Annotated in this window: 14 protein-coding genes; 6 read left to right on the forward strand and 8 right to left on the reverse strand. The window is 31.6% G+C overall.

Features of this window, described 5'->3' with window-relative positions; all coding sequences use genetic code 11:
• Positions 1 to 3: 3 nt before the first annotated feature.
• Positions 4 to 1680, reverse strand: coding sequence for a dihydroxy-acid dehydratase (gene ilvD / locus AJN56_RS03670; RefSeq protein ID WP_070246188.1), 1677 nt, complete (start codon positions 1678 to 1680; stop codon positions 4 to 6).
• A gap of 159 nt (positions 1681 to 1839) precedes the next feature.
• Here ilvD and AJN56_RS03675 point away from each other — a divergent pair, with 159 nt between their 5' ends.
• The 3 genes from AJN56_RS03675 (at position 1840) to AJN56_RS03685 (ending at position 3399) form a co-directional block, all read left to right on the forward strand.
• The gene (locus AJN56_RS03675) at positions 1840 to 2487 is read left to right on the forward strand and encodes a ferritin family protein (RefSeq protein ID WP_070246186.1); all 648 of its coding nucleotides are present in this window, start codon (positions 1840 to 1842) and stop codon (positions 2485 to 2487) included.
• 64 nt (positions 2488 to 2551) lie between these two features.
• The gene (locus tag AJN56_RS03680) at positions 2552 to 2791 is read left to right on the forward strand and encodes a ComEA family DNA-binding protein (RefSeq protein WP_002855574.1); all 240 of its coding nucleotides are present in this window, start codon (positions 2552 to 2554) and stop codon (positions 2789 to 2791) included.
• A 32-nt stretch (positions 2792 to 2823) separates the two neighbouring features.
• Positions 2824 to 3399 (forward strand): ribonuclease HII, encoded by a 576-nt coding sequence (locus tag AJN56_RS03685; protein ID WP_070246184.1) that lies wholly within the window; start codon positions 2824 to 2826, stop codon positions 3397 to 3399.
• Here AJN56_RS03685 and AJN56_RS03690 read toward each other — a convergent pair whose 3' ends face one another.
• The 4 genes from AJN56_RS03690 to AJN56_RS03705 form a co-directional block, all read right to left on the reverse strand.
• Positions 3400 to 4845 carry a glutamate synthase subunit beta gene (locus AJN56_RS03690; RefSeq protein WP_070246181.1) on the reverse strand — a complete coding sequence of 482 codons (1446 nt, stop codon included), beginning with the start codon at positions 4843 to 4845 and terminating at the stop codon, positions 3400 to 3402.
• 10 nt (positions 4846 to 4855) lie between these two features.
• On the reverse strand, positions 4856 to 6577 hold the full coding sequence (locus tag AJN56_RS03695) for a DUF262 domain-containing protein (RefSeq protein ID WP_002868987.1): 1722 nt from the start codon (positions 6575 to 6577) through the stop codon (positions 4856 to 4858).
• 19 nt (positions 6578 to 6596) lie between these two features.
• Positions 6597 to 11084: a glutamate synthase large subunit gene (gene gltB / locus AJN56_RS03700; RefSeq protein ID WP_070246179.1), complete on the reverse strand. Its 4488-nt coding sequence runs from the start codon at positions 11082 to 11084 to the stop codon at positions 6597 to 6599.
• Positions 11085 to 11217: 133 nt separating this feature from the next.
• Positions 11218 to 12525, reverse strand: a complete 1308-nt coding sequence (locus tag AJN56_RS03705) for a Na+/H+ antiporter family protein (RefSeq protein ID WP_010790719.1) — start codon at positions 12523 to 12525, stop codon at positions 11218 to 11220.
• Positions 12526 to 12729: 204 nt separating this feature from the next.
• Between AJN56_RS03705 and AJN56_RS03710 the strand changes: the two genes are divergently transcribed.
• A complete protein-coding gene (locus AJN56_RS03710) occupies positions 12730 to 13968 on the forward strand; it encodes a sulfite oxidase (RefSeq protein ID WP_002853131.1) in 1239 nt (412 codons plus the stop codon).
• A gap of 2 nt (positions 13969 to 13970) precedes the next feature.
• A complete protein-coding gene (locus tag AJN56_RS03715; protein WP_002855595.1) occupies positions 13971 to 14312 on the forward strand; it encodes a monoheme cytochrome C in 342 nt (113 codons plus the stop codon).
• A gap of 25 nt (positions 14313 to 14337) precedes the next feature.
• On the opposite strand, the gene gyrB is transcribed toward AJN56_RS03715, so the two are convergent.
• The 3 genes from gyrB to dnaA form a co-directional block, all read right to left on the reverse strand.
• Positions 14338 to 16647, reverse strand: a complete 2310-nt coding sequence (gene gyrB, locus AJN56_RS03720; protein ID WP_002868990.1) for a DNA topoisomerase (ATP-hydrolyzing) subunit B — start codon at positions 16645 to 16647, stop codon at positions 14338 to 14340.
• Positions 16648 to 16675: 28 nt separating this feature from the next.
• The gene (gene dnaN / locus AJN56_RS03725) at positions 16676 to 17743 is read right to left on the reverse strand and encodes a DNA polymerase III subunit beta (protein ID WP_002855594.1); all 1068 of its coding nucleotides are present in this window, start codon (positions 17741 to 17743) and stop codon (positions 16676 to 16678) included.
• Positions 17744 to 17902: 159 nt separating this feature from the next.
• Entirely contained in the window at positions 17903 to 19225 is a 1323-nt protein-coding gene (gene dnaA / locus AJN56_RS03730; RefSeq protein ID WP_002855575.1) for a chromosomal replication initiator protein DnaA, read from the reverse strand.
• Between the two features lie 95 nt (positions 19226 to 19320).
• Between dnaA and ruvC the strand changes: the two genes are divergently transcribed.
• The gene (gene ruvC, locus AJN56_RS03735; protein ID WP_011050020.1) at positions 19321 to 19803 is read left to right on the forward strand and encodes a crossover junction endodeoxyribonuclease RuvC; all 483 of its coding nucleotides are present in this window, start codon (positions 19321 to 19323) and stop codon (positions 19801 to 19803) included.
• The last annotated feature ends 187 nt before the right edge of the window (positions 19804 to 19990 follow it).

Here is a 19990-nt window from a genome sequence, read left to right on the forward strand (position 1 = left end):
CTTTCATTCCATATCTAAAACCGCACCTTTACTAGCATTGCTAACAAGTTTTTGATACATTCTAAGCCATCTTGAAGGCACTTCTTTTTGAGGCAATACAAATTCTTTTTTGCGTTGAGTGATTTCTTCTTCGCTTAAATTTGCATGGATGGTATAAGCATCTACATCAATTTCTATTTCATCTCCATCTTCTAAAAGTCCTATAAGACCACCTTCAGCTGCTTCAGGGGAAATATGACCGACGCTTAAACCCCTTGTAGCCCCACTAAAACGACCATCGGTGATTAAAGCTACATCAGCACCCAAACCCATACCCATTAAAAGTGAAGTAGGACTTAACATTTCTTGCATACCAGGGCCACCTTTTGGACCTTCATAGCGTATCACACAAACATTTCCTTTTTTCACCTTGCCTTTGATAATGCCTTTTATAGCTTCATCTTGAGAGTTAAAACAAACAGCTTCGCCTTTAAATTTTCTTTCTCCGATTATTCCTGCGGTTTTTATAACACAACCTTGCTCAGCTAAATTTCCAAACAAAATAGCAAGTCCACCTACTTTTGAGTAAGCATTGTCTACTTTGCGAATGATATTTTCATCTTTGATTTTAGCATTTTTTAAGCGTTCTTCGAGACTTTCTCCTGTGATAGTCAGTGCATCAAGTTCTAAAATATGTCCTTGTCTGCTTGAAATTTCAGCCATAACTGCACTCACACCCCCTGCTTTATGAATATCATCCATATAAACACTATTTAGCGATGGGGCTATTTTTGCTATGTGTGCAACTTTACTTGAGATGAAATTTAAATCTTTAATATCTAGTGCCACCCCTGCTTCACGCGAAATGGCAAGCATGTGTAAAACAGTATTGCTACTTCCACCCATTGCCATATCTACTACCATAGCATTACGCACGGCTTTTTGAGTGATGATATTGCGAATTTTAAAACGCTCATCTAAGGCGATTTCACAAATACGACGCGCTGCTTTTCTTAAAAGCTCTTCTCTTTCTTTGCTTAAAGCTAAGATGGTTCCATTACCTTCTAGTGCTATACCCATAGCTTCGCATAAGGTATTCATAGAATTTGCTGTAAACATTCCCGAGCAAGATCCACCACTTGGACAGGCTGAACATTCTATATCTTTAAATTCTTCTTCGCTAATTTTTTTGGCTTCATAAGCCCCTACGGCTTCAAAAACAGAGCTAAGACTGATCTTTTCTCCTTTTTTGGTTACTCCTGAAGCCATAGGTCCACCACTTACAAAAATGGTTGGAACATTTACTCTTAAAGCTCCCATTAACATACCAGGAGTGATTTTATCGCAGTTTGGAATACAGATTAAAGCATCAAGTTGATGAGCATTCATCACTGTTTCAATGGAATTTGCGATGATTTCACGACTTGGTAAAGAATAAAGCATACCTTCATGTCCCATAGCTATACCATCATCTACACCTATGGTATTAAACTCAAAAGGCACACAACCATTTTTGCGTATCTCATCTTTAATGATTTTAGCATAATCATTTAAAAAATAATGTCCTGGGATTATGTCTATATAGCTATTTGCTACACCTATAAAAGGTTTGTCAAAATCTTCATCTTTCAAACCACAAGCACGAAGTAAAGAACGATTAGGTGCTTTTAAATGTCCTTTTTTTATCGCATCGCTTCTCATTGTAACTCCTGATAATAATTTTTTAAAATTATATTTAGCAAAGCTTAATTTTTGTGAAATTTATTTTGATATACATTTTCATAAATGATAAAAATTATTAATTGACAAAAATATTTTTTTATAATACAATGCTTTTTGATAATCAAAAAAGGAGTCAAAATGAGACAATATGAAACCTATAAATGCCAAAAATGTGGTAATGAAGTAGAAGTTCAAAATGTAGGTGGCGGTAAGCTTAGTTGTTGTGGTGAAGAAATGAAATGTATCACTACAGATTTAACTGCGGTAAATTTGATGAAAGCTTTTGCAGGCGAATCTATGGCAAGAAACAAATATGATTTATTCGCTGATGTAGCCGAAGAAGAAGGTTGGCATGCAATTGCTAGACATTTTAGAGAAGCAGCTGAAAATGAAAAATGGCATGCAAGAGCAGAATTTAAAGCCTATCATGAAATCGTTGATGGCAAACCTTTAGAAGTAACTACAAAAAACCTAGTAAGTGCTGCAGAAGGCGAAAACTATGAGCACACAACTATGTATCCAAATTTTGCAAAAATTGCTGAAGATGAAGGTAAAAAGGCTATAGCGAGATTATTTACAGCTATTGGTAAAGTAGAGATAGAACACGAAAGAGAATATCTAGCACTTAAAAAAATGCTTGAAGAAGAAGAATTTTTTAATAGCGAAGTAGAAGAATTATGGGTTTGTGAAGTATGTGGACATATACATCGTGGCAAAAAAGCTCCAGCAGCCTGTCCTTTATGTAAAGCACCAAAAGAGTATTTTAAACGTGAATTTTTGGGTTAAGTTAAGAAATTCTTATCCTTTTTAAGATAATATTATAATTATTTTTTAATAAAAGGATAAGAAAATGAAAAAATTACTATTTTTATTTTTTGCTTTAACGGCTTTTCTCTTTGGTGCTGTAAATATCAACACTGCAACGCTAAAAGAATTAAAAAGTTTAAATGGTATTGGCGAAGCTAAGGCTAAAGCGATTTTAGAATACCGCAAAGAAGCAAATTTTACAAGTATTGATGATCTTAAAAAAGTTAAAGGCATAGGTGATAAGCTTTTTGAAAAAATCAAAAATGATATCACAGTAGAATAAAAGGGCATTTTTGCCCTTCTTTTTAGAAAAATTTGAAAACTTTATTTGACACAAAAGAACTTTTAAACGAATTTGATATAAATTTAATCGGTATTGATGAAGCAGGACGCGGTGCTTTAGCAGGCCCTATGATGATGGCGGCTTGCAAACTGAACAAAAAACTTGATGGGTTGTGTGATTCTAAAAAACTAAGCGAAAAAAAACGCGAAGAACTTTATGAAATCATCATCAAAAATTCAAACTATCTCATACTTGCTTTTTCTTCAGAACAAATCGACACACTCGGCTTAAGCACTTGTTTAAAAACAGGCTTAAAGCTTATAAAAAAGCATTTTAAAGCAGAAAATAACTTCTTATATGATGGAAACACCAACCTAGGTATAAACGGGATAAAAACACAAATCAAAGCCGATACTAGCATTTTGCAAGTAAGTGCAGCTAGCATACTTGCAAAAGTTAGTAAAGATAGGGTGATGAATTTCTTAGCTAAAGACTTTCCTTGTTATGAATTTGAAAAAAACAAAGCCTATGGCACAAAAGCTCATAAAGAACTTATAGCTAAATTTGGAATTTGCAAACTCCACCGAAAAAGTTTTAAACTTTTATGATTATTTTGCTAAATTTTGATGCAAACTCAAAGCACATTCTATACCATCTTTTATAGCCCAAACAACTAAAGATTGTCCTTTTCTAGCATCTCCGCAAGCAAAGATTTTTTTATGAGTAGTTTGGAAATTTTCTGTGCTTATGTTGTTTTTCTCATCTAATTTCACTCCAAAATTTTTAGCGATAGCTTCTTCGCACCCGCTAAAACCCATAGCTAAAAGTACTAAATCCACTTTATAAGTTTTTTTAGAATTTGGAATTTCAACATTTATAGCTTTACCTTCTTTAAACTCGCGTTTTAAATCATTTGCTTCAACGCCTTCTACATAAGTTTTTCCTAAAAATTTCTTTGTCATTTTTTGATATTCTCTAGGATCTTTGCCATATATAGCAATGGCTTCTTCTAAACCATAATCAGTAGTAAAAATGTCAGCTTTTAAAGGCCAAGGATTGTTTTGGCTTCTTTGCAAAAGTCTTTTTGGACTTCTTTCAAAACGCACTATAGATTTAGCCCCTTGTCTTGTCGCCACAGCAATACAATCAACACTTGTATCCCCGCTTCCTATAACCAAGACATTTTTACCTTTAGCTGCATCTGCACCCTTACCTGTTTTTAACAAAGTTTTGGTATTTTGCGTTAAAAAATCAAGAGCAAATTCAACGCCCTTTAGTTTTCTACCTTCTATATCAAGATCTATAGGCTTACTTGCTCCTGTGCAAAGTACTAAGGCATCAAATTCTTTTAGAAGTTTTGAAACCTTATCTTTGCTGTCTATATTTTCATTCACTTTAAATTCAATCCCGCTTTTTTTAAGCAAATCAACGCGTCTATCAACTATACTTTTATCAAGCTTCATATCAGGGATACCATACATCAAAAGTCCGCCTATTTTATCGCTTCTTTCAAAAACGCTTACCTTGTAGCCGAGTGAATTTAAGGTATTAGCACAAGCAAGCCCAGCAGGTCCACTTCCTATGATAGCGATTTTTTTGCCATTGTATTGCTTAGGTTTATTTACTCTTACTAAATTTTCTTTAAAAGCATTTTCTATGATGGCTAGCTCGTTATTTTTGATGCTTACGCTTTTTCCATTAATCGCACACACACAAGAATCCTCACAAGGAGCAGGGCAAACACGACCGGTAAATTCAGGAAAAGGATTGGTAAGATCAAGTCTTTCATAAGCTTCTTTCCATAAAGAACGGTAAATAAGATCGTTCCATTCAGGAATGAGATTGTTTAAAGGACAGCCCACATCTTTTCCTTCGCTCATCACACCCGTATGACAAAAGGCCACACCACAATCCATACAACGCCCGCCTTGAATTTCTTGTTCTTTTTTATCCAAAGGTATAGTAAATTCTTTGTAATTTAAAATCCTTTCTTTAGGAGCAATTTTTTTAAAATCCATTCTTTTAAAGTCCAAAAAACCTCTTGTATTTCCCATTTTTTACTCCTTATTTTTGTGTGATTTTCAAAAAATCTACAAAAAATTTTCTAGCCCATTTAGTAAAATCTTCATTTCTTTTAATAATTTGTTTTTTTTCAAAATTTAAAAAATTTTCATCATTGGCAAAAGATAAATTACAAGATAATTTTGATTTTTTATAGTATTCTTTCTTATCTAAAAGACTACGATCGCTACAAATGCTATTTAAAATTTTTTCTAAAGGAATTAAATTTCCAAAAGTATTTTTCAGTTTATTAAAATCATCTTCGTTTTCAAATTTATAATTTTTTAATAGACCATTATTTATTATATTTTGAGGTATAATATGTTCAATAGTAAAAGCATAAATTTTTTCATCTATTAATTTCATACACTCTTCAATTCCAACATTATTATATGTTAAAAATAAATAGTGAAAATATTTACCCCATTCATAATTATCTTCACTAATTTCACTTATAAATTCATTTATATCATAATAACCTGCTCTTTTTATACATTTATTACAATCATCAATAATTCTATTTTTAAATTCATCTTTTGATTCTGTTACCTCGCCAAGTTTAAAAGCAGTAGAATCATTAGTTTGTCCAAAGGAATAAAATATAATTTCTGCTTGTGAAAAAAGTCTTAAACATTCATCATCTAATATATTATTCATTTCCAATCTAATAAGAGAAGAATAAAAATAAGGATTAATTTTTAGTATCATAAAAATTTTAAACATCTCAATATTATCTTGTGTCTTTTCAAGAATTTTTAAAAAAGTTTCAAAAAATTGCAATAAGTCTTTGGAATAATCGTCTAACCATTTTTTAAATTCTTCTTTAGTTTTATCTTTATTTTTCAACACTCTCTTTAATTCATTATAATGTATATTGGCACTATTTCTATAATGTGCAATTTCTTTCACTCCTAAGGAATGATAATTAAAAATTCTTGCCTCTAATTCTTGATAAAATTGAACATCACCTAAAGAGTGAATAGTCTTATGCTTTTTAATATTCATGCTAATCTTAAAAATTTTTCCAAATCTTTCATTAATAACCTCATCTAATTCCCCTTTACAATACTTATTTGAATATAAAATCAATAAAGATTTTAATTTGTCTAAAATTAAAAGTGGGATACCTCTATCATTAACTGTTTGAAACATTCTAATAGCTTTTCCAGAGTCTTGCTCTTCTAGCCACATTATAGACATATTTCCAATGATATTAAATAATTTTAAAGCTTTATCAGATTCCAAACTTGCAACATAACTCCAAATTGCTTTAAAGACTTTATAAAGTTTTTGCTGTCCTTGTGTTTGTGCCTTGTTTTCTAACTCTATATTAATTTTATTATTTTCTGCTTGTTTTAGAACTTCATTAAAAAACAATTTATTTTCATCTTGAACTTGAAGTCTAAAATTATCATTATCATCACAAAAATATACAATATTTCTTTGAGAATTTTGCGTTCTAAAATTTAAAGCATACCGTAACATAAAAATTGTTGTAATTCTTTGTTGCCCATCTATAATATCATAGATTTCTGGATTTTTAGAATTCTTAGATACAACTATAGTTCCTAAAAAATGACCCATTTGATCACTTACTGCTTGTTCAGCCTCTAATAAATCTTCCCACAAATCATCTAAATTTTTTTCTTCCCAAGCATAATCTCTTTGATAATTTGGTATAAAAAAAATTGAATTATTTAACACTTCTTTTACTTTTTTTATCATTATTTCTCCTTTTAAAAATTTATTGTGTGATTTTCAAAAATGCTGCTAAATTTGGATCTTTTTCATTTTTACAAAGATCAAGCATTTTTAACATCTTTTCATAATCTCTTGGCATGACTTTAAAAAAGTCTTTTTTATCGAATTTTTCTAAGATATCTTTAGCCTTTTTAGAATCTGTATAAGTGATATGTTTTTCTATCACAGCTTTTAATTCTTTTTCATCCTTAGCATTAAGATCTTTAATATCCACAAGCTCGGTATTTACATGAGCTTCATTGTGTCTTCCAAAGATATAAACAACGCCCCCACTCATACCAGCAGCGAAATTCGCACCCACATCTCCAAGAACTACAACTTGCCCACCTGTCATATATTCACAACCATGCACGCCTGTTCCTAAAACCACAGCCAAAGCCCCTGAATTTCTTACACAAAATCTTTCTCCTGCTATACCATCTAAATACACTTCACCTTTTGTAGCTCCATATAAACAAGCATTTCCTGCGATGATATTTTCTTCAGGTGAAAAAGTGGCTTCATTTGAAATTTTTGCTATGATTTTGCCACCACTTAAACCCTTGCCTAAATAATCATTGCTATCGCCTATAATCTCAAGTTTAATGCCCTTTAACAAAAACGCTCCAAAGCTATTGCCGGCATTGCCTATAGCTTTGATATGGATACTATCTTCATCTAAAGCATCTTTTCCATAAGTTTTTAAAATTTCACTTGAAAGCATAGTCGCAAAAGTACGGCTTTGATTTCCTACTTCTAAAGAAAGTTTGATAGGCTCTTTTTTCTCCACAGCATTTTTACAAAGCGGAAGTAAAATTCTATAATCAATCGTTTTTTCAAGCTTGTTATCTTTATAGTCTTTAAAATGCACAGCGGTTCTATTATAAGTAGGCAAGGATTTTAAAATTTTATCTAAATTTAGCTTTCCTGCTTTACCTTGCACACTTTTTTGGCGGAGTTTATCCACACGACCTATCATATCATCTAGGCGTTCAAAACCAAGCCTTGCCATGTATTCTCTAAGCTCCTGGGCTATAAAATACATGAAATTAATCACATCATCTACTTTGCCTTTAAAACGATCTCTAAGTTCTGTATCTTGAGTGGCTATACCAAAAGGACAGGTATTTAGATGACAAACTCTCATCATCGTACAACCTAAAACAATCAAAGGCGCGGTTGCAAAACCAAATTCTTCAGCTCCTAAAAGTGCCGCTATGGCTAAATCACGCCCATTCATAAGCTTTCCATCAGTTTCTAATCTTACCCTATCTCTAAGCTTGTTTAAAATCAAAGTTTGATGTGTTTCAGCCAAACCTAACTCCCAAGGAATTCCCGCATGCGGTATAGAAGTTCTAGGACTTGCACCCGTACCTCCATCATAACCTGAAACAAGGATTAAATTTGCTCCTGCCTTAGCCACACCTGCAGCAACCGTTCCTATGCCATTTTCGCTTACAAGTTTTACTGAAATTTTAGCGTCTTTGTTAGCATTTTTTAGGTCATAAATAAGTTGAGCTAAATCTTCTATAGAATAAATATCATGATGAGGAGGCGGGGAAATAAGCGTCACACCTGCAGTAGAATATCTAGCCTTAGCTATCCAAGGATAGACTTTAAAGCCCATTAATTGTCCGCCTTCACCTGGTTTTGCGCCTTGAGCAACTTTGATTTGAATTTCTTTTGCATGACTTAAGTAGTTTAAATCCACGCCAAAACGCCCACTTGCTACTTGCTTAATGGCTGAGTTTTTATCCACACCCTCTTTGATTTCATAGCGTTCTTCATCCTCGCCACCTTCACCTGAATTTGATTTAGCACCTATTTTATTCATAGCCTGTGCTAAACACTCGTGTGCTTCTTTAGAAATAGAACCATAACTCATCGCCCCTGTTCTAAAGCGTTTAACTATACTTTCTACACTTTCAACCTTATCTATGCTAATAGCTTCACTAAAATCAAATTCCATCAAAGAACGCAAGTTAACTTGTTTTTCATCTACTAAAGCCGAGTATTTTTTAAAACTTTTATAGTCTTTGTTGCGACAAGCTTGCTGAAGATTAAAAATCACAAGCGGATCGATTAAATGTTCTTCTTTAGCACTTCTAAAACCATGAATTCCTTTAGAATCTAAAGCCTTATGTGTATCGTTAAAAGCATGTTTGTGTAAAGCAATGAGTTCTTTTTCAAAATCTTCTAAATCCATACCTTCAATGCGTGAAGTTGTAGAAGTGAAGTATTTATCAATCACCTTAGAACTTAAGCCCAGACATTCAAAAAGTGCAGAGCCATTATAACTTTGCAAGGTAGAAACCCCCATTTTAGAAGCAATTTTGACTATGCCGCTTGAACTTGCCTTGATGAAATTTTCTACCGCCTTTTCATAGCTTAAATCTAAATCTTTATTGGCAATGAGTTTTTGTATACTCTCATAAACCAAATAAGGATTAATAACAGTCGCACCATAACCTAAAAGACATGCAAAATGATGAATTTCTCTAGGTTCACCACTTTCGATAATAAGACTTGTATGTGTTCTTAAATTTTTTCTTACTAGATGATTATGTACTCCAGAAACAGCAAGCAAAGCAGGGATATAAGCGTTTTTTTCATCCACTCCTTTATCGCTTAAAATGATAATAGAAACACCTTTTTTAACCTCATCTTCTATCTTAACGCAAAGCTCATCTAAAGCCTTTTCTAGAGTTTTTTTAGAATAATCATAAAGTATAGAAAATTCTTTAACTTGAAATTTATTTAAAGCCTTAACTTCAAAAAGTTCTTCATTGCTTATCACAGGCAAGGCTATTTTTACGCGTTTTGCATTGTTTTCATCAGGTTTTAATAAATTGCCTTCGCTTCCTAGATAAATCCTTGTAGAAGTAACAATCTCTTCTCTTATGGCATCAAGAGGAGGATTAGTTACTTGTGCAAAAAGTTGTTTAAAATAATTATACAAAGGTTGATAAGTTTTAGAAAGTATAGCCAAAGGAGTATCTACACCCATAGCTGCTATAGCTTCTTTACCATTTTGAGCCATAGCAGCCACACTCATTTTAAGCTCATCATAACTCCAACCAAAAGCTTTTTGGAGTTTTAAAACCTCATCTTCTTTTAAAAACTGATGTTTATAAACTCCGCTTTTTTGTTTTTCAAGTTCAACTAAATTTTTAAGCCATTTTTTATAAGGCTTAGCATTAGCATAATGCTCTTTGATTTCATTATCAGCTATAACCCTACCTCTTGCTGTATCAACGAGTAAAAGTTTTCCAGGTTCTAAGCGTTTTTTGGCTTTGATATTTTTTTCATCAAGTTTTAAAGCCCCTGTTTCACTTGAAAGTATGAGCATATCATCTTTTGTAAGATAATACCTTGAAGGACGAAAACCATTTCTATCCAAACTCGCCCCCATAATCACTCCATCAGTAAAAACTATAGCAGCAGGCCCATCCCAAGGCTCCATCAATAAAGAATGATATTCATAAAAAGCACGCTTTTTGCTTTCCATATTTTCATTTTTATGCCAAGGTTCTGGCACCATCATCATAAAAGCTTCTTCTAAAGTACGACCATTTAGAGCTAAAAATTCTAAAGTATTATCAAACATTGCAGAATCACTGCTAGGCTTAGCTATGATAGGAAAAATTTCATCTAAATTTTCAAAATACTCACTTTGCATCAAGCCTTCTCTAGCTCTTATGCTATCGACATTTCCGCGTATGGTATTAATCTCTCCATTATGCACCATATAACGGTTTGGATGGGCTCTTTCCCAACTTGGGAAGGTATTAGTCGAAAAGCGAGAATGCACCAAAGCGATGGCTGATTTCATATTGACATCTTTAAAATCAAGATAAAAATCGCTCAATTGAGTTGAAAGAAGCATTCCTTTATAAACTATGGTGCGTGAAGAAAAACTTGAAAAATAAAATTTTGGCACATTAATAGCTCTTTTTTCTATAAGTCGACGCGTACTATAAAGCACTCTTTCAAACTCAAGTCCTGCACTTATTTTACTTGGTTTTTTTACAAAGGCTTGTAAAAAATAAGGCATAGCTTTTAAAGCACTTGCACCTATATCGCTAGGATTAAAAGGCACTTCTCTAAAACCTAAAAATTCAAGTTTTTTATCCTTTAAACCTTGTAAAAATATTTCTTTTGCTTCTTCTTTTGCATCAGTATTGGGTGATAAAAACATCTGTGCTACAGCATAATCACCCTTTTTAGGAAGTTCAAAACCCAATTCTTGAGTTTTAAAAAAATCATGTGGAATTTGGATTAAAATCCCCGCCCCATCACCTGAATTTTCTTCAGCTCCTGCACCACCTCGGTGTTCAAGATTCATCAAAATTTCTAAAGCATCACAAATAACCTTATAAGAAGCAATACCGCGTATATTAGCAACTGCAGCGATACCGCAGGCATCGTGTTCGTTCTTTGGGTGATATAAACCTATGCTTTGATTATTTTCTAGGATATTTTCTAAATCCATTTTGCTCTCCTTATAAGACTGATTTAAATTTTGTTAGCTTTATAAGGATTATAGCATACATTTTTTTAAAATCGATATAATTTTTATCTTAAAAATAAATAAATTAAAAAATATTTTGATAGATTTGCAAAAATTATAAAAACATGGCGATAATACTACCCAAAATCAATAATGGACCATTATAAAAAATAAAAGTTGGTATGCAAGTATCTTTAATGTGATCGTGTTGTTTATCAGCATTTAATCCTACAGTAGTTCCCATGGTTGTTTCACTGGCTGGACTTCCTGCATCTCCTAAAGCTCCTGCTACTCCTAAGATAAATATAATAAGTGCTGTACTAAAACCAAGTTCCAAACAAATAGGACAAAAAAGCGTAGCTATGATAGGTATAGTTCCAAAAGAAGTACCTATACCCATAGTGATGATAAGTCCTATTAAAAGCATGAAAAATACTGCTAAAAATTTACTTTGCTCCATCCAAGGAACGACTGAATTTACAAGATCTACTACTGATCCACTTTCTTTTAAAACTTCTCCATATCCTGCAGCAACAAGGATAACAAAAGCTATAAAACCCATCATTTTAAGCCCATCATCAAAAACTTCATTGACTTTTGAAAATTCAACTCCACCCAAAATAACCATTAAAACAAAACCCAAAAGCCCTGATAAAGGTAAATTCATAGTCAAAATTTGCAAAATTAAAGTTAAAACAAGCCCAGCTAAAACGCCCCATTCCTTACGCGTCATTTCAAGATTTTCTAAATCCACTTTAGCAATTTCTACTTCTTGATACTCTCTTGGCTTACGATAAAACACAAAAAGCGCTAGAAAAAGTCCTGCTATCATACAAATAGCAGCAAAATACATAGTATTTGTAACATCATTTAAAGATGCACTTACATTATTTGCATTTAAATTATCTTTTAAAAGATCTTGAAAAGTAAGCCCAAAACCTACTGGCAAAACCATATAAGGCGTAGTAAGTCCAAAAGTTAAAGCACAAGCAACCGCTCTACGATCGATTTTAAGTTTATTAAAAAGACTTAAAAGAGGTGGAATCAACAAAGGTATAAAAGCTACATGAATAGGAATTAAATTTTGAGAAAAACAAGAAATCAAAGCTATAGACAAAAGCAATAAATATTTTTTATGAGATATAAAATGACTTACTATCTTAATCAAATATGCAGTTAAATTTGTCTTTGAAATCGCTGCGGCAATGGCTCCTAAGAGTATATAGCTAAGAGCTGTTTTTAAATTTTCTTTCATTCCGCTTATAAGTATATTCATAGTATCTACGAGTTCAAGATGAGAAAATACACCTGCAATAAGAGCTGAGATCAAAAGACTCAAAAGCACATTAAAACGAAACAAACAAAGTAAAGTCATCAAAACAACACTGATAATGATAGGATTAGTAAGTAAAGTCAAAATCATTCCTTAAATAATTTTAAAAATTTAATTGTAGAAAAAACTTAGTTAAAATGTAATAAAACTCGAACATATGATGATTTTATTTTAATATGTAAAATTATAAAAATAATTAATTTTTTTAATTTAAATAATTAATTATATTAATTATTTAAATTTTTAAAATTTATAATAAAATAAAAGATTATATAAATATTTAAGGATATTTCAATGAAACAGAACGATCAAAAAGAAAATCGTAGAGACTTTCTAAAAAATATAGGACTTGGTTTATTTGGCATTAGTGTATTGTCAAATTTTTCTTTTGAGAATTTTTTAGGAAGTAAGGCTTTGGCAAAAGAATTGCCTGATTTTAAAATAGAAGGTAAAAAAGATCTTATCTACCATGGCGAAAAACCATTAACAGCAGAAACTGAAATTTATGCTCTTGATTCTGATTTTACTAAACCTGAAAATTTCTTTGTTAGAAATAATGGCTTACCACCAAGCCTAGAAACGATAAAAGAAAGACTTCACAAAGGTTGGACTTTAGAAATCGATGGAGAAAGCATTATCAATAAAAAATCTTACACCATAGAAGATTTAAAAAAGAAATTTAAAACCTATACTTATGCCTTAACAGTTGAATGCGGTGGAAATGGTAGATCCGAAGTTATACCTAGCACAAAAGGAACTCAATGGGGTTATGGTGCAGTAGCTTGCGGTAGATGGACAGGAGTGCGTTTAAAAGATATTTTAAAAGATTGTGGCATCAAAAATGATGCGGTTTATATCGGATATTATGGCATAGATACAAAATTAAATGGTGAAGAAACTTCACCTATTAGTAGAGGAGTTCCTATTTCTAAAGCTTTACAAGATGAAACTCTAATAGCTTGGGCTTATGAAGGCAAAGATATTCCTTTAGTCAATGGCTATCCACTTAGACTTGTTTGTGGTGGTTACCCTGCAAGTACAAGCGGTAAATGGCTTTATAAAATTTCAGTAAGAAATAAAATTCATGATGGTGAAAAAATGGAAGGTTCTTATAAAGTTCCTGTAAATCCGGTAAAACCAGGAGATTTTAACTATAAAGGCGAGATGAAAATCATAGAATCAATGCCTATAAGATCTGTAATTACTAATATCAAAAATGGTTCTGAAATAAAAGCAAATAAAAAATTTGAAGTTAGAGGTAAAGCTTGGGCTGGAGAACTTGAAGTTAGTGAAGTTTATGTAAGCAATGATTATGGCGTAACATGGACTAAAGCAAAGGTAGAAAAACCATTAAATAGATTAGCATGGCAAAAATGGAGTGCTCAAATATCAATACCAACAAAAGGATATTATGAAATTTGGGCAAGAGCTATCGATAGTCAAGGTAACAGTCAACCTATGGTTTTAGCACAGTGGAATCCAGGAGGATATATCAATAATGCATGCCATAGAGTTAATGTTTATGGAGTTTAAGTATGAAAAAAATTATATTGATCTTAGCATTGTTTTTAAGTGCAAGTTGGGCTCAAAATCTTGAAATTAACCCTGATACAGGATTGATTATCGATCCTGATTCACCTTTAGTGGAAGCAAATTGTTTAGCTTGTCATGGATCCAATCTCATTACTAATATGCATGCAAGTAAAAAAGCTTGGTTAGCAGCTATAAGATGGATGCAAGATAGTGAAGGACTTTGGGAAATAGAACCTGAAGATGAAGAAAAAATTTTAAATTATCTTGAAAAATATTATGGAGAAAAATACGATACAAGAAGAAGAATTCCTCTAGCTATATTCTTACAAAACAAAACTCATTGAAGAAATCATTTCTTCAATGATAAATTTACACATCCAAATGCTTTACATCTTTAGCGTGTGCTTGGATATAATCGCGTCTTGGTTCAACCTCATCACCCATAAAGAGATTAAAGGTATCATTTGCACTTTGTGCATCTTCAATAGTGATTTTTAAAAGTCTTCTTACGCTTGGATCCATTGTAGTTTCCCAAAGTTGCTCAGGATTCATTTCCCCTAAACCTTTATAGCGTTGTATAGTAGCACCTTTTTTAGCATTGGTTTCAACATCTTCAAGAACTTCTAAAATATCTTTATCAAATTCCAAGCCTCTATCTTTAATCTTATCAAAAATATAATTTGCTTCTTCATATAGTGGATGAGTGAAAAGTTCTTCATTGATCACAAGTTCTTCTAAGCCATTTTGAGTTTGAACGAAAGCTCGAATTTCATTTTCGTTGATATAATGATTTAAGATATTGTGTCCTTGTGTTTCTAAAAATTGTTTGATTACACTAAATAATTCTTCATTATTTCCTTTAACTAAATTTGAATTTTCTATCATATAGCGTATCACAGAAATCACATTAAAACGCTTTTCAAGATCTTTTAAAATCGCACGATAAGCTGCAACGATTTTTAAATAATCTTTTAAATCATTCATTCCTATACCTTCATAGTTTAAACCTTCTATTCCTGTTTCTATCAGGTATTCGCTCAAAGCTTTTTCATCTTTTAAATAAATTTGCTTTTTAGCTTTTTTATAAAGATATAAAGGTGGTTGTGCTAGATAAATATGTCCATTTGCTACAAGTTCATTCATAAAACGGAAGAAGAAAGTTAAAAGCAAGGTTTGTATATGTGATCCATCAACATCCGCATCTGTCATGATGATGATTTTATGATATCTAAGTTTTGAAAGATCAAAATCTTCACCTATACCACAGCCAAAAGCTGTAATCATATTTTGAATTTGCTCAGATTTTAAAATTTTATCTAGTCTTGCTTTTTCAACATTTAAAATTTTACCACGCAAAGGCAGTATAGCTTGGAAAGATCTTTCTCTACCTTGTTTTGCAGAACCTCCTGCAGAATCCCCTTCCACAAGATAAATTTCACTTTCACTTGGATCTTTACTTTGACAATCAGCTAATTTCCCTGGTAAAGTTCCTACGCTTAAACTTTCTTTTTTACGCGTTAATTCTCTAGCTTTTTTCGCTGCTTCTCTTCCTCTAGCTGCCATTAAGGCTTTGTTCATTATAGCTTTAGCTTCGATAGGATTTTCTTCAAAATATTTAGTCAAATATTCAAAACTTGCTTTTGAAACTATAGGACGCACATAAGTTGAACCAAGTTTTCCTTTGGTTTGTCCTTCAAATTGTGGTTCAGGCACCTTTACACTCACAACAGCGATCAAGCCTTCACGCACATCTTCGCCTGTGATTTTATTATCCTTTTCTCTAGCACTTGCATTTGCTTCTATATAGTTACTTATCACACGAGTTAAACCCATTCTAAAACCAGCTTCGTGTGTTCCACCATCTGGAGTTTTGATATTATTTACAAAAGAGAGTAAATTTTCACTATAAGTATCATTGTAAAGCAAAGCTACTTCAACATTCACATCTTCTTCATCTACGCTAAAGAAAATTGCTTTAGTTAAAGCTTCTTTTTTATTTAAGTCTATAACAAACTGAGAAATTCCACCTTCAAAGTGAAAACTTTCATGTTTGCCTACGCGGTTATCTTTAAAATTTATAGTGATTTTTGGATTTAAGTATGCAAGTTCACGAAATCTTTTAGCCAAAATTTCATAATCAAATTCAGTCACTTCAAAAATTTGATCATCAGGCCAAAATTCTATAGTTGTTCCTGTTTTTTTACTTTTTCCTATCACACCAAATTCACTGATAACTTTACCTTCTGAAAATTCTTGACGATAAATTTCTCCATTTCTTTCAACTGTAGCTACAAGTTTTTTAGAGAGTGCATTTACAACTGAAACCCCAACACCGTGCAAACCGCCTGAAACTTTGTAAGTATCTTTATCGAATTTTCCCCCTGCATGTAGGACAGTTAAAACAACAGTTAAAGTTGGCATATTTTCAGTTGGGTGCATATCAACAGGAATACCACGACCATTATCACTAACTATACAGCTTCCTTTAGTAGTGATTTCTACATCTATAGTATCACAATGTCCTGCCATAGCTTCATCGATAGAATTATCCACAACTTCATAAATCATATGATGAAGTCCGCCTATGTTTGTATCTCCTATATACATACCTGGGCGTTTTCTAACAGCTTCTAGGCCTTTTAGGACTTTAATATTACTCGCACCGTAATTTTCTTGCATATTTTTCCTTTATCTTTTACTTGTTTTATTACAAAATCATAGGCATGATAATCATTGATAGTCCTTGGGATTTGACTATAAATGCTGAATTAGGTTCATTTACACTTAAAGTGAATTTTTCTTCTTCTATAGAAGTTAAGAAATCAAGTAAATATTTGATTTTTATAGTAAGATTAAATTCTTCACTTACTCCTGTTTGAATTTCAAGCTCTGTTTTTGCTTCCATATTGTCTAAACTTATACCTTCAAAGATGATTTTATCTTTGTTAAAATGAAGTTTCATTTTTTCAGTTACAACGCTGATTTTTTTAAGACTATCTATAAAATCTTCAGTTGAAAAGCTGAGTTCTTGTTTGAAAGTTTTTGGTATAACTTTTTCATAATCTGGAAATTTATCGTTAATAAGTTTTGTAAAGAATTCAAAGTTTTCATTTTTAGCAATAAGCATATTTTGATCATAAAAAATTTCTATTTTTTCATAGAAAAGTTTTTGCATTTCCATAATAGCTTTTTTAGGGATACTAAAACTAAATTCTTGATTATTTGCTTTTTCTAAAGTATAGATTGCAAGGCGTTTTGTATCAGTTCCTACGAAGTTAATTTTATCTGTTTTTATATCTAAAAATGCACCATTTAAGGAGTATTTTGGGTTGTTTGTATCAATACTTGGTAATATCTTTTTAAGAGAACGACTTAAGTCACTTGAATCAATGTCAAATTGGTTTTTTCCTTCTGTATTTGGAAAATTTGGAAAATCTTCATGATTAAACATAGGAAGTTTGTATTTTGTGCTTTTTTGTCTTATAAATAAAAAATTATCAATGGTTTCTAAAACAACTTCTTCATTGTTTAAGCTTTTAATAACATCTGCAATACTTTTTGCGTTTGCAGTAGCAAAGCCACTTGATTCTACGCGGATTTTTTTTATCTTATAGTTGATACCTATTTCATAATCACTAGCTCTAATAAGAAGTTTATCTTCATCAGCATGAAAAAAAAGATGAGAAGTAATGGTGCTTGAGTCTTTTTTTTCTACATAAGCATTACATAAAATCACTGCAGATTCTAAAGTATTTTTATTGATACTTAACTTCATTTTTTCTCCTTGGTTTATTTTAATTTTAAATTCGTTGTAATAATAAGCTTGTTGAAATTGTGAAATTCTTCAAAGCAAAATAATCAAATTTGTATTTTATCATACTTTGCTTAATTTCTTTTTTTCACACTCTAGAATTTATTTTTCACATCCTTTCACTTAACTTTGACTTTTAACAAGAATTTTGTTTTTAAGTTCTTCGATTTTTGCTTTTAAAGAACCATCATTTTCTATCATTTCTGTGATTTTTTTAACATTATGTGAAATAGCTGTATGATCTTTCATTTCAAAATAATTCGCAAGTTGTGGCATAGTCAAAGCCGTAAGTGCCCTAGCTAGGTAAATCACAATGCGTCTTGCTGTGACTATATTTTGAGTTTTTTTATTGGATTTCACATCGCTTGGTTTGATGTTAAATTCTTTACATACCAAAGATAAAATGTCATCTATAGTGATATTTTCTTTCTTTTCTTTGATATGATCTTTCATCACACTTTTGGCAAGTTCGAGTGTGATTTCTTGTCCTAGTATGGTTGCATAAGCATTTAAACTTATGATGATACCTTCGATTTCTCTTATATTATCCCCTAAAGAAGTAGCGATATAGTTTATGATATCATTAGAAAGATTGATATCGTTAAATTCACATTTTTTTCTTATGATGGCTATTTTTGTATCTAGTTGAGGTGGAGTTATATCAGCTATGATCCCATGTGCAAAACGACTTTTTAAGCGTTCGGTTATACCTTTTAGCATGTTGGGTGGATTGTCTGAAGTCATGATGATTTGTCCATCGTTATTTTTGATTTCATTAAATATAAAGAAAAATTCTTCTTGAATTTTATCGGTTTTTCCTAAAAACTGCACATCATCTATAAGTAAAACATCGCAGTTTCTATATTTTTCATGAAATTTATCTAAAGAGCCATTTTTTAAATTTGAAGTAAAATCATTGATAAAATTTTCACTGGTAGCGTAAATAACTTTTTTTCCCATTTCTAAGCTTGCATTTCCAACTGCTTGAAGTAAATGTGTTTTTCCAAGTCCTGTAGGCCCATAAACAAAGATTGGATTATAAAGTTTTCCAAGCTTGTCTTTATGTATTATGGCTTTACACGCTCCATAAGCGTATTTGTTAGAATCCCCCACAACAAAACTTTCAAAAGTAAAAGAAGGATTTAAAATCGTGCTTTGTGCCTTTATATGAGCTATGTCGATTTTTGTGCTTTTGTTGCTTTGTTTAGCACTTTGTGCTTGTATATTTATGATGGCTTTATTTCCACTTTGCACTTCATAAAAATGTGCGATTTTTTTACCGTATTTTGTTTGTATGAATTTAGCCATGAGTTCATTTGGAGCGTTAAAAACTAAAAGATCTGCTTTGCTTTGTTTTTCGTTGAATTTTAAATTTGATAAATAGTTTTCGTATTCGTTTTCGTTTAATTCTTTTTTTAAATTTTCAAGTATTTGGCTTGGATTCATAATCTCTCTTTAAATTTTGCATAATGTATAAATTTTATCTTAAATTTTATAAAAAAAGGTTAAAATCCGCTTTCGTATTTTATTTTTCAAAAGGTATGAATTTGAAAATTTTAGGTATAGATCCAGGTTCGAGAAATTGTGGTTATGCTATCATAGAAGCCAACAAAGGAAAAAACATTCTCATAGAAGCAGGACTTATAAAGATAAAGCCAAGCACCTTACAGTATCAAATCACAGAGCTTTGTGAGGGTTTGGACTTGATTTTTAAAAATCATTCTTTTGATGAGGTGGCTATAGAAGATATCTTTTTTGCTTACAATCCAAAAACCGTTTTAAAACTCGCACAATTTCGCGGAGCCCTATCTTTAAAAATTCTTCAAATTCATGGAGACTTTGCAGAATACACTCCCTTACAAGTAAAAAAAGCCGTTACAGGAAAAGCCAAAGCAACTAAAGAACAAGTTGCTTTTATGGTAAAAAGGCTTTTAGGACTTAGTAAAGATATCAAGCCTTTGGATATCACAGATGCTATTGCAGTAGCTTTAACCCATGCAGCAAATTTAAGAGTTAGGGTGTGATTTTGGTAATTTTCATTACACAAAAGCCCAAAGCTTCATAAACTCCCAAAATACCTTTAAATTTTTTCTATAAATTTTTAAAAAATTTCATAAAAAATTTCAAAAGTTGGAACAGAACTTGCTTGTAAACTTCACATAAACGCAAAAGTTTTTTAAAGCCAAAGCGTTAAATTTTTTAAAGCAATAT

Origin of the sequence: Campylobacter sp. BCW_4319 (assembly GCF_001764435.1) — a bacterium.
Taxonomy (GTDB): Bacteria; Campylobacterota; Campylobacteria; order Campylobacterales; family Campylobacteraceae; genus Campylobacter_D; species Campylobacter_D jejuni.

Excerpts from the sequence above, each read along its gene's own strand:
- dnaA (WP_002855575.1), bottom strand. The coding sequence starts at position 19,225 with ATGAATCCAAGCCAAATACTTGAAAATTTAAAAAAAGAATTAAACGAA.
- dnaN (WP_002855594.1), bottom strand. The coding sequence starts at position 17,743 with ATGAAGTTAAGTATCAATAAAAATACTTTAGAATCTGCAGTGATTTTA.
- AJN56_RS03675 (WP_070246186.1), top strand. The coding sequence starts at position 1,840 with ATGAGACAATATGAAACCTATAAATGCCAAAAATGTGGTAATGAAGTA.
- AJN56_RS03690 (WP_070246181.1), bottom strand. The coding sequence starts at position 4,845 with ATGGGAAATACAAGAGGTTTTTTGGACTTTAAAAGAATGGATTTTAAA.
- AJN56_RS03710 (WP_002853131.1), top strand. The coding sequence starts at position 12,730 with ATGAAACAGAACGATCAAAAAGAAAATCGTAGAGACTTTCTAAAAAAT.
- ruvC (WP_011050020.1), top strand. The coding sequence starts at position 19,321 with ATGAATTTGAAAATTTTAGGTATAGATCCAGGTTCGAGAAATTGTGGT.
- ilvD (WP_070246188.1), bottom strand. The coding sequence starts at position 1,680 with ATGAGAAGCGATGCGATAAAAAAAGGACATTTAAAAGCACCTAATCGT.
- AJN56_RS03695 (WP_002868987.1), bottom strand. The coding sequence starts at position 6,577 with ATGATAAAAAAAGTAAAAGAAGTGTTAAATAATTCAATTTTTTTTATA.
- AJN56_RS03705 (WP_010790719.1), bottom strand. The coding sequence starts at position 12,525 with ATGATTTTGACTTTACTTACTAATCCTATCATTATCAGTGTTGTTTTG.
- gyrB (WP_002868990.1), bottom strand. The coding sequence starts at position 16,647 with ATGCAAGAAAATTACGGTGCGAGTAATATTAAAGTCCTAAAAGGCCTA.
- gltB (WP_070246179.1), bottom strand. The coding sequence starts at position 11,084 with ATGGATTTAGAAAATATCCTAGAAAATAATCAAAGCATAGGTTTATAT.
- AJN56_RS03715 (WP_002855595.1), top strand. The coding sequence starts at position 13,971 with ATGAAAAAAATTATATTGATCTTAGCATTGTTTTTAAGTGCAAGTTGG.
- AJN56_RS03680 (WP_002855574.1), top strand. The coding sequence starts at position 2,552 with ATGAAAAAATTACTATTTTTATTTTTTGCTTTAACGGCTTTTCTCTTT.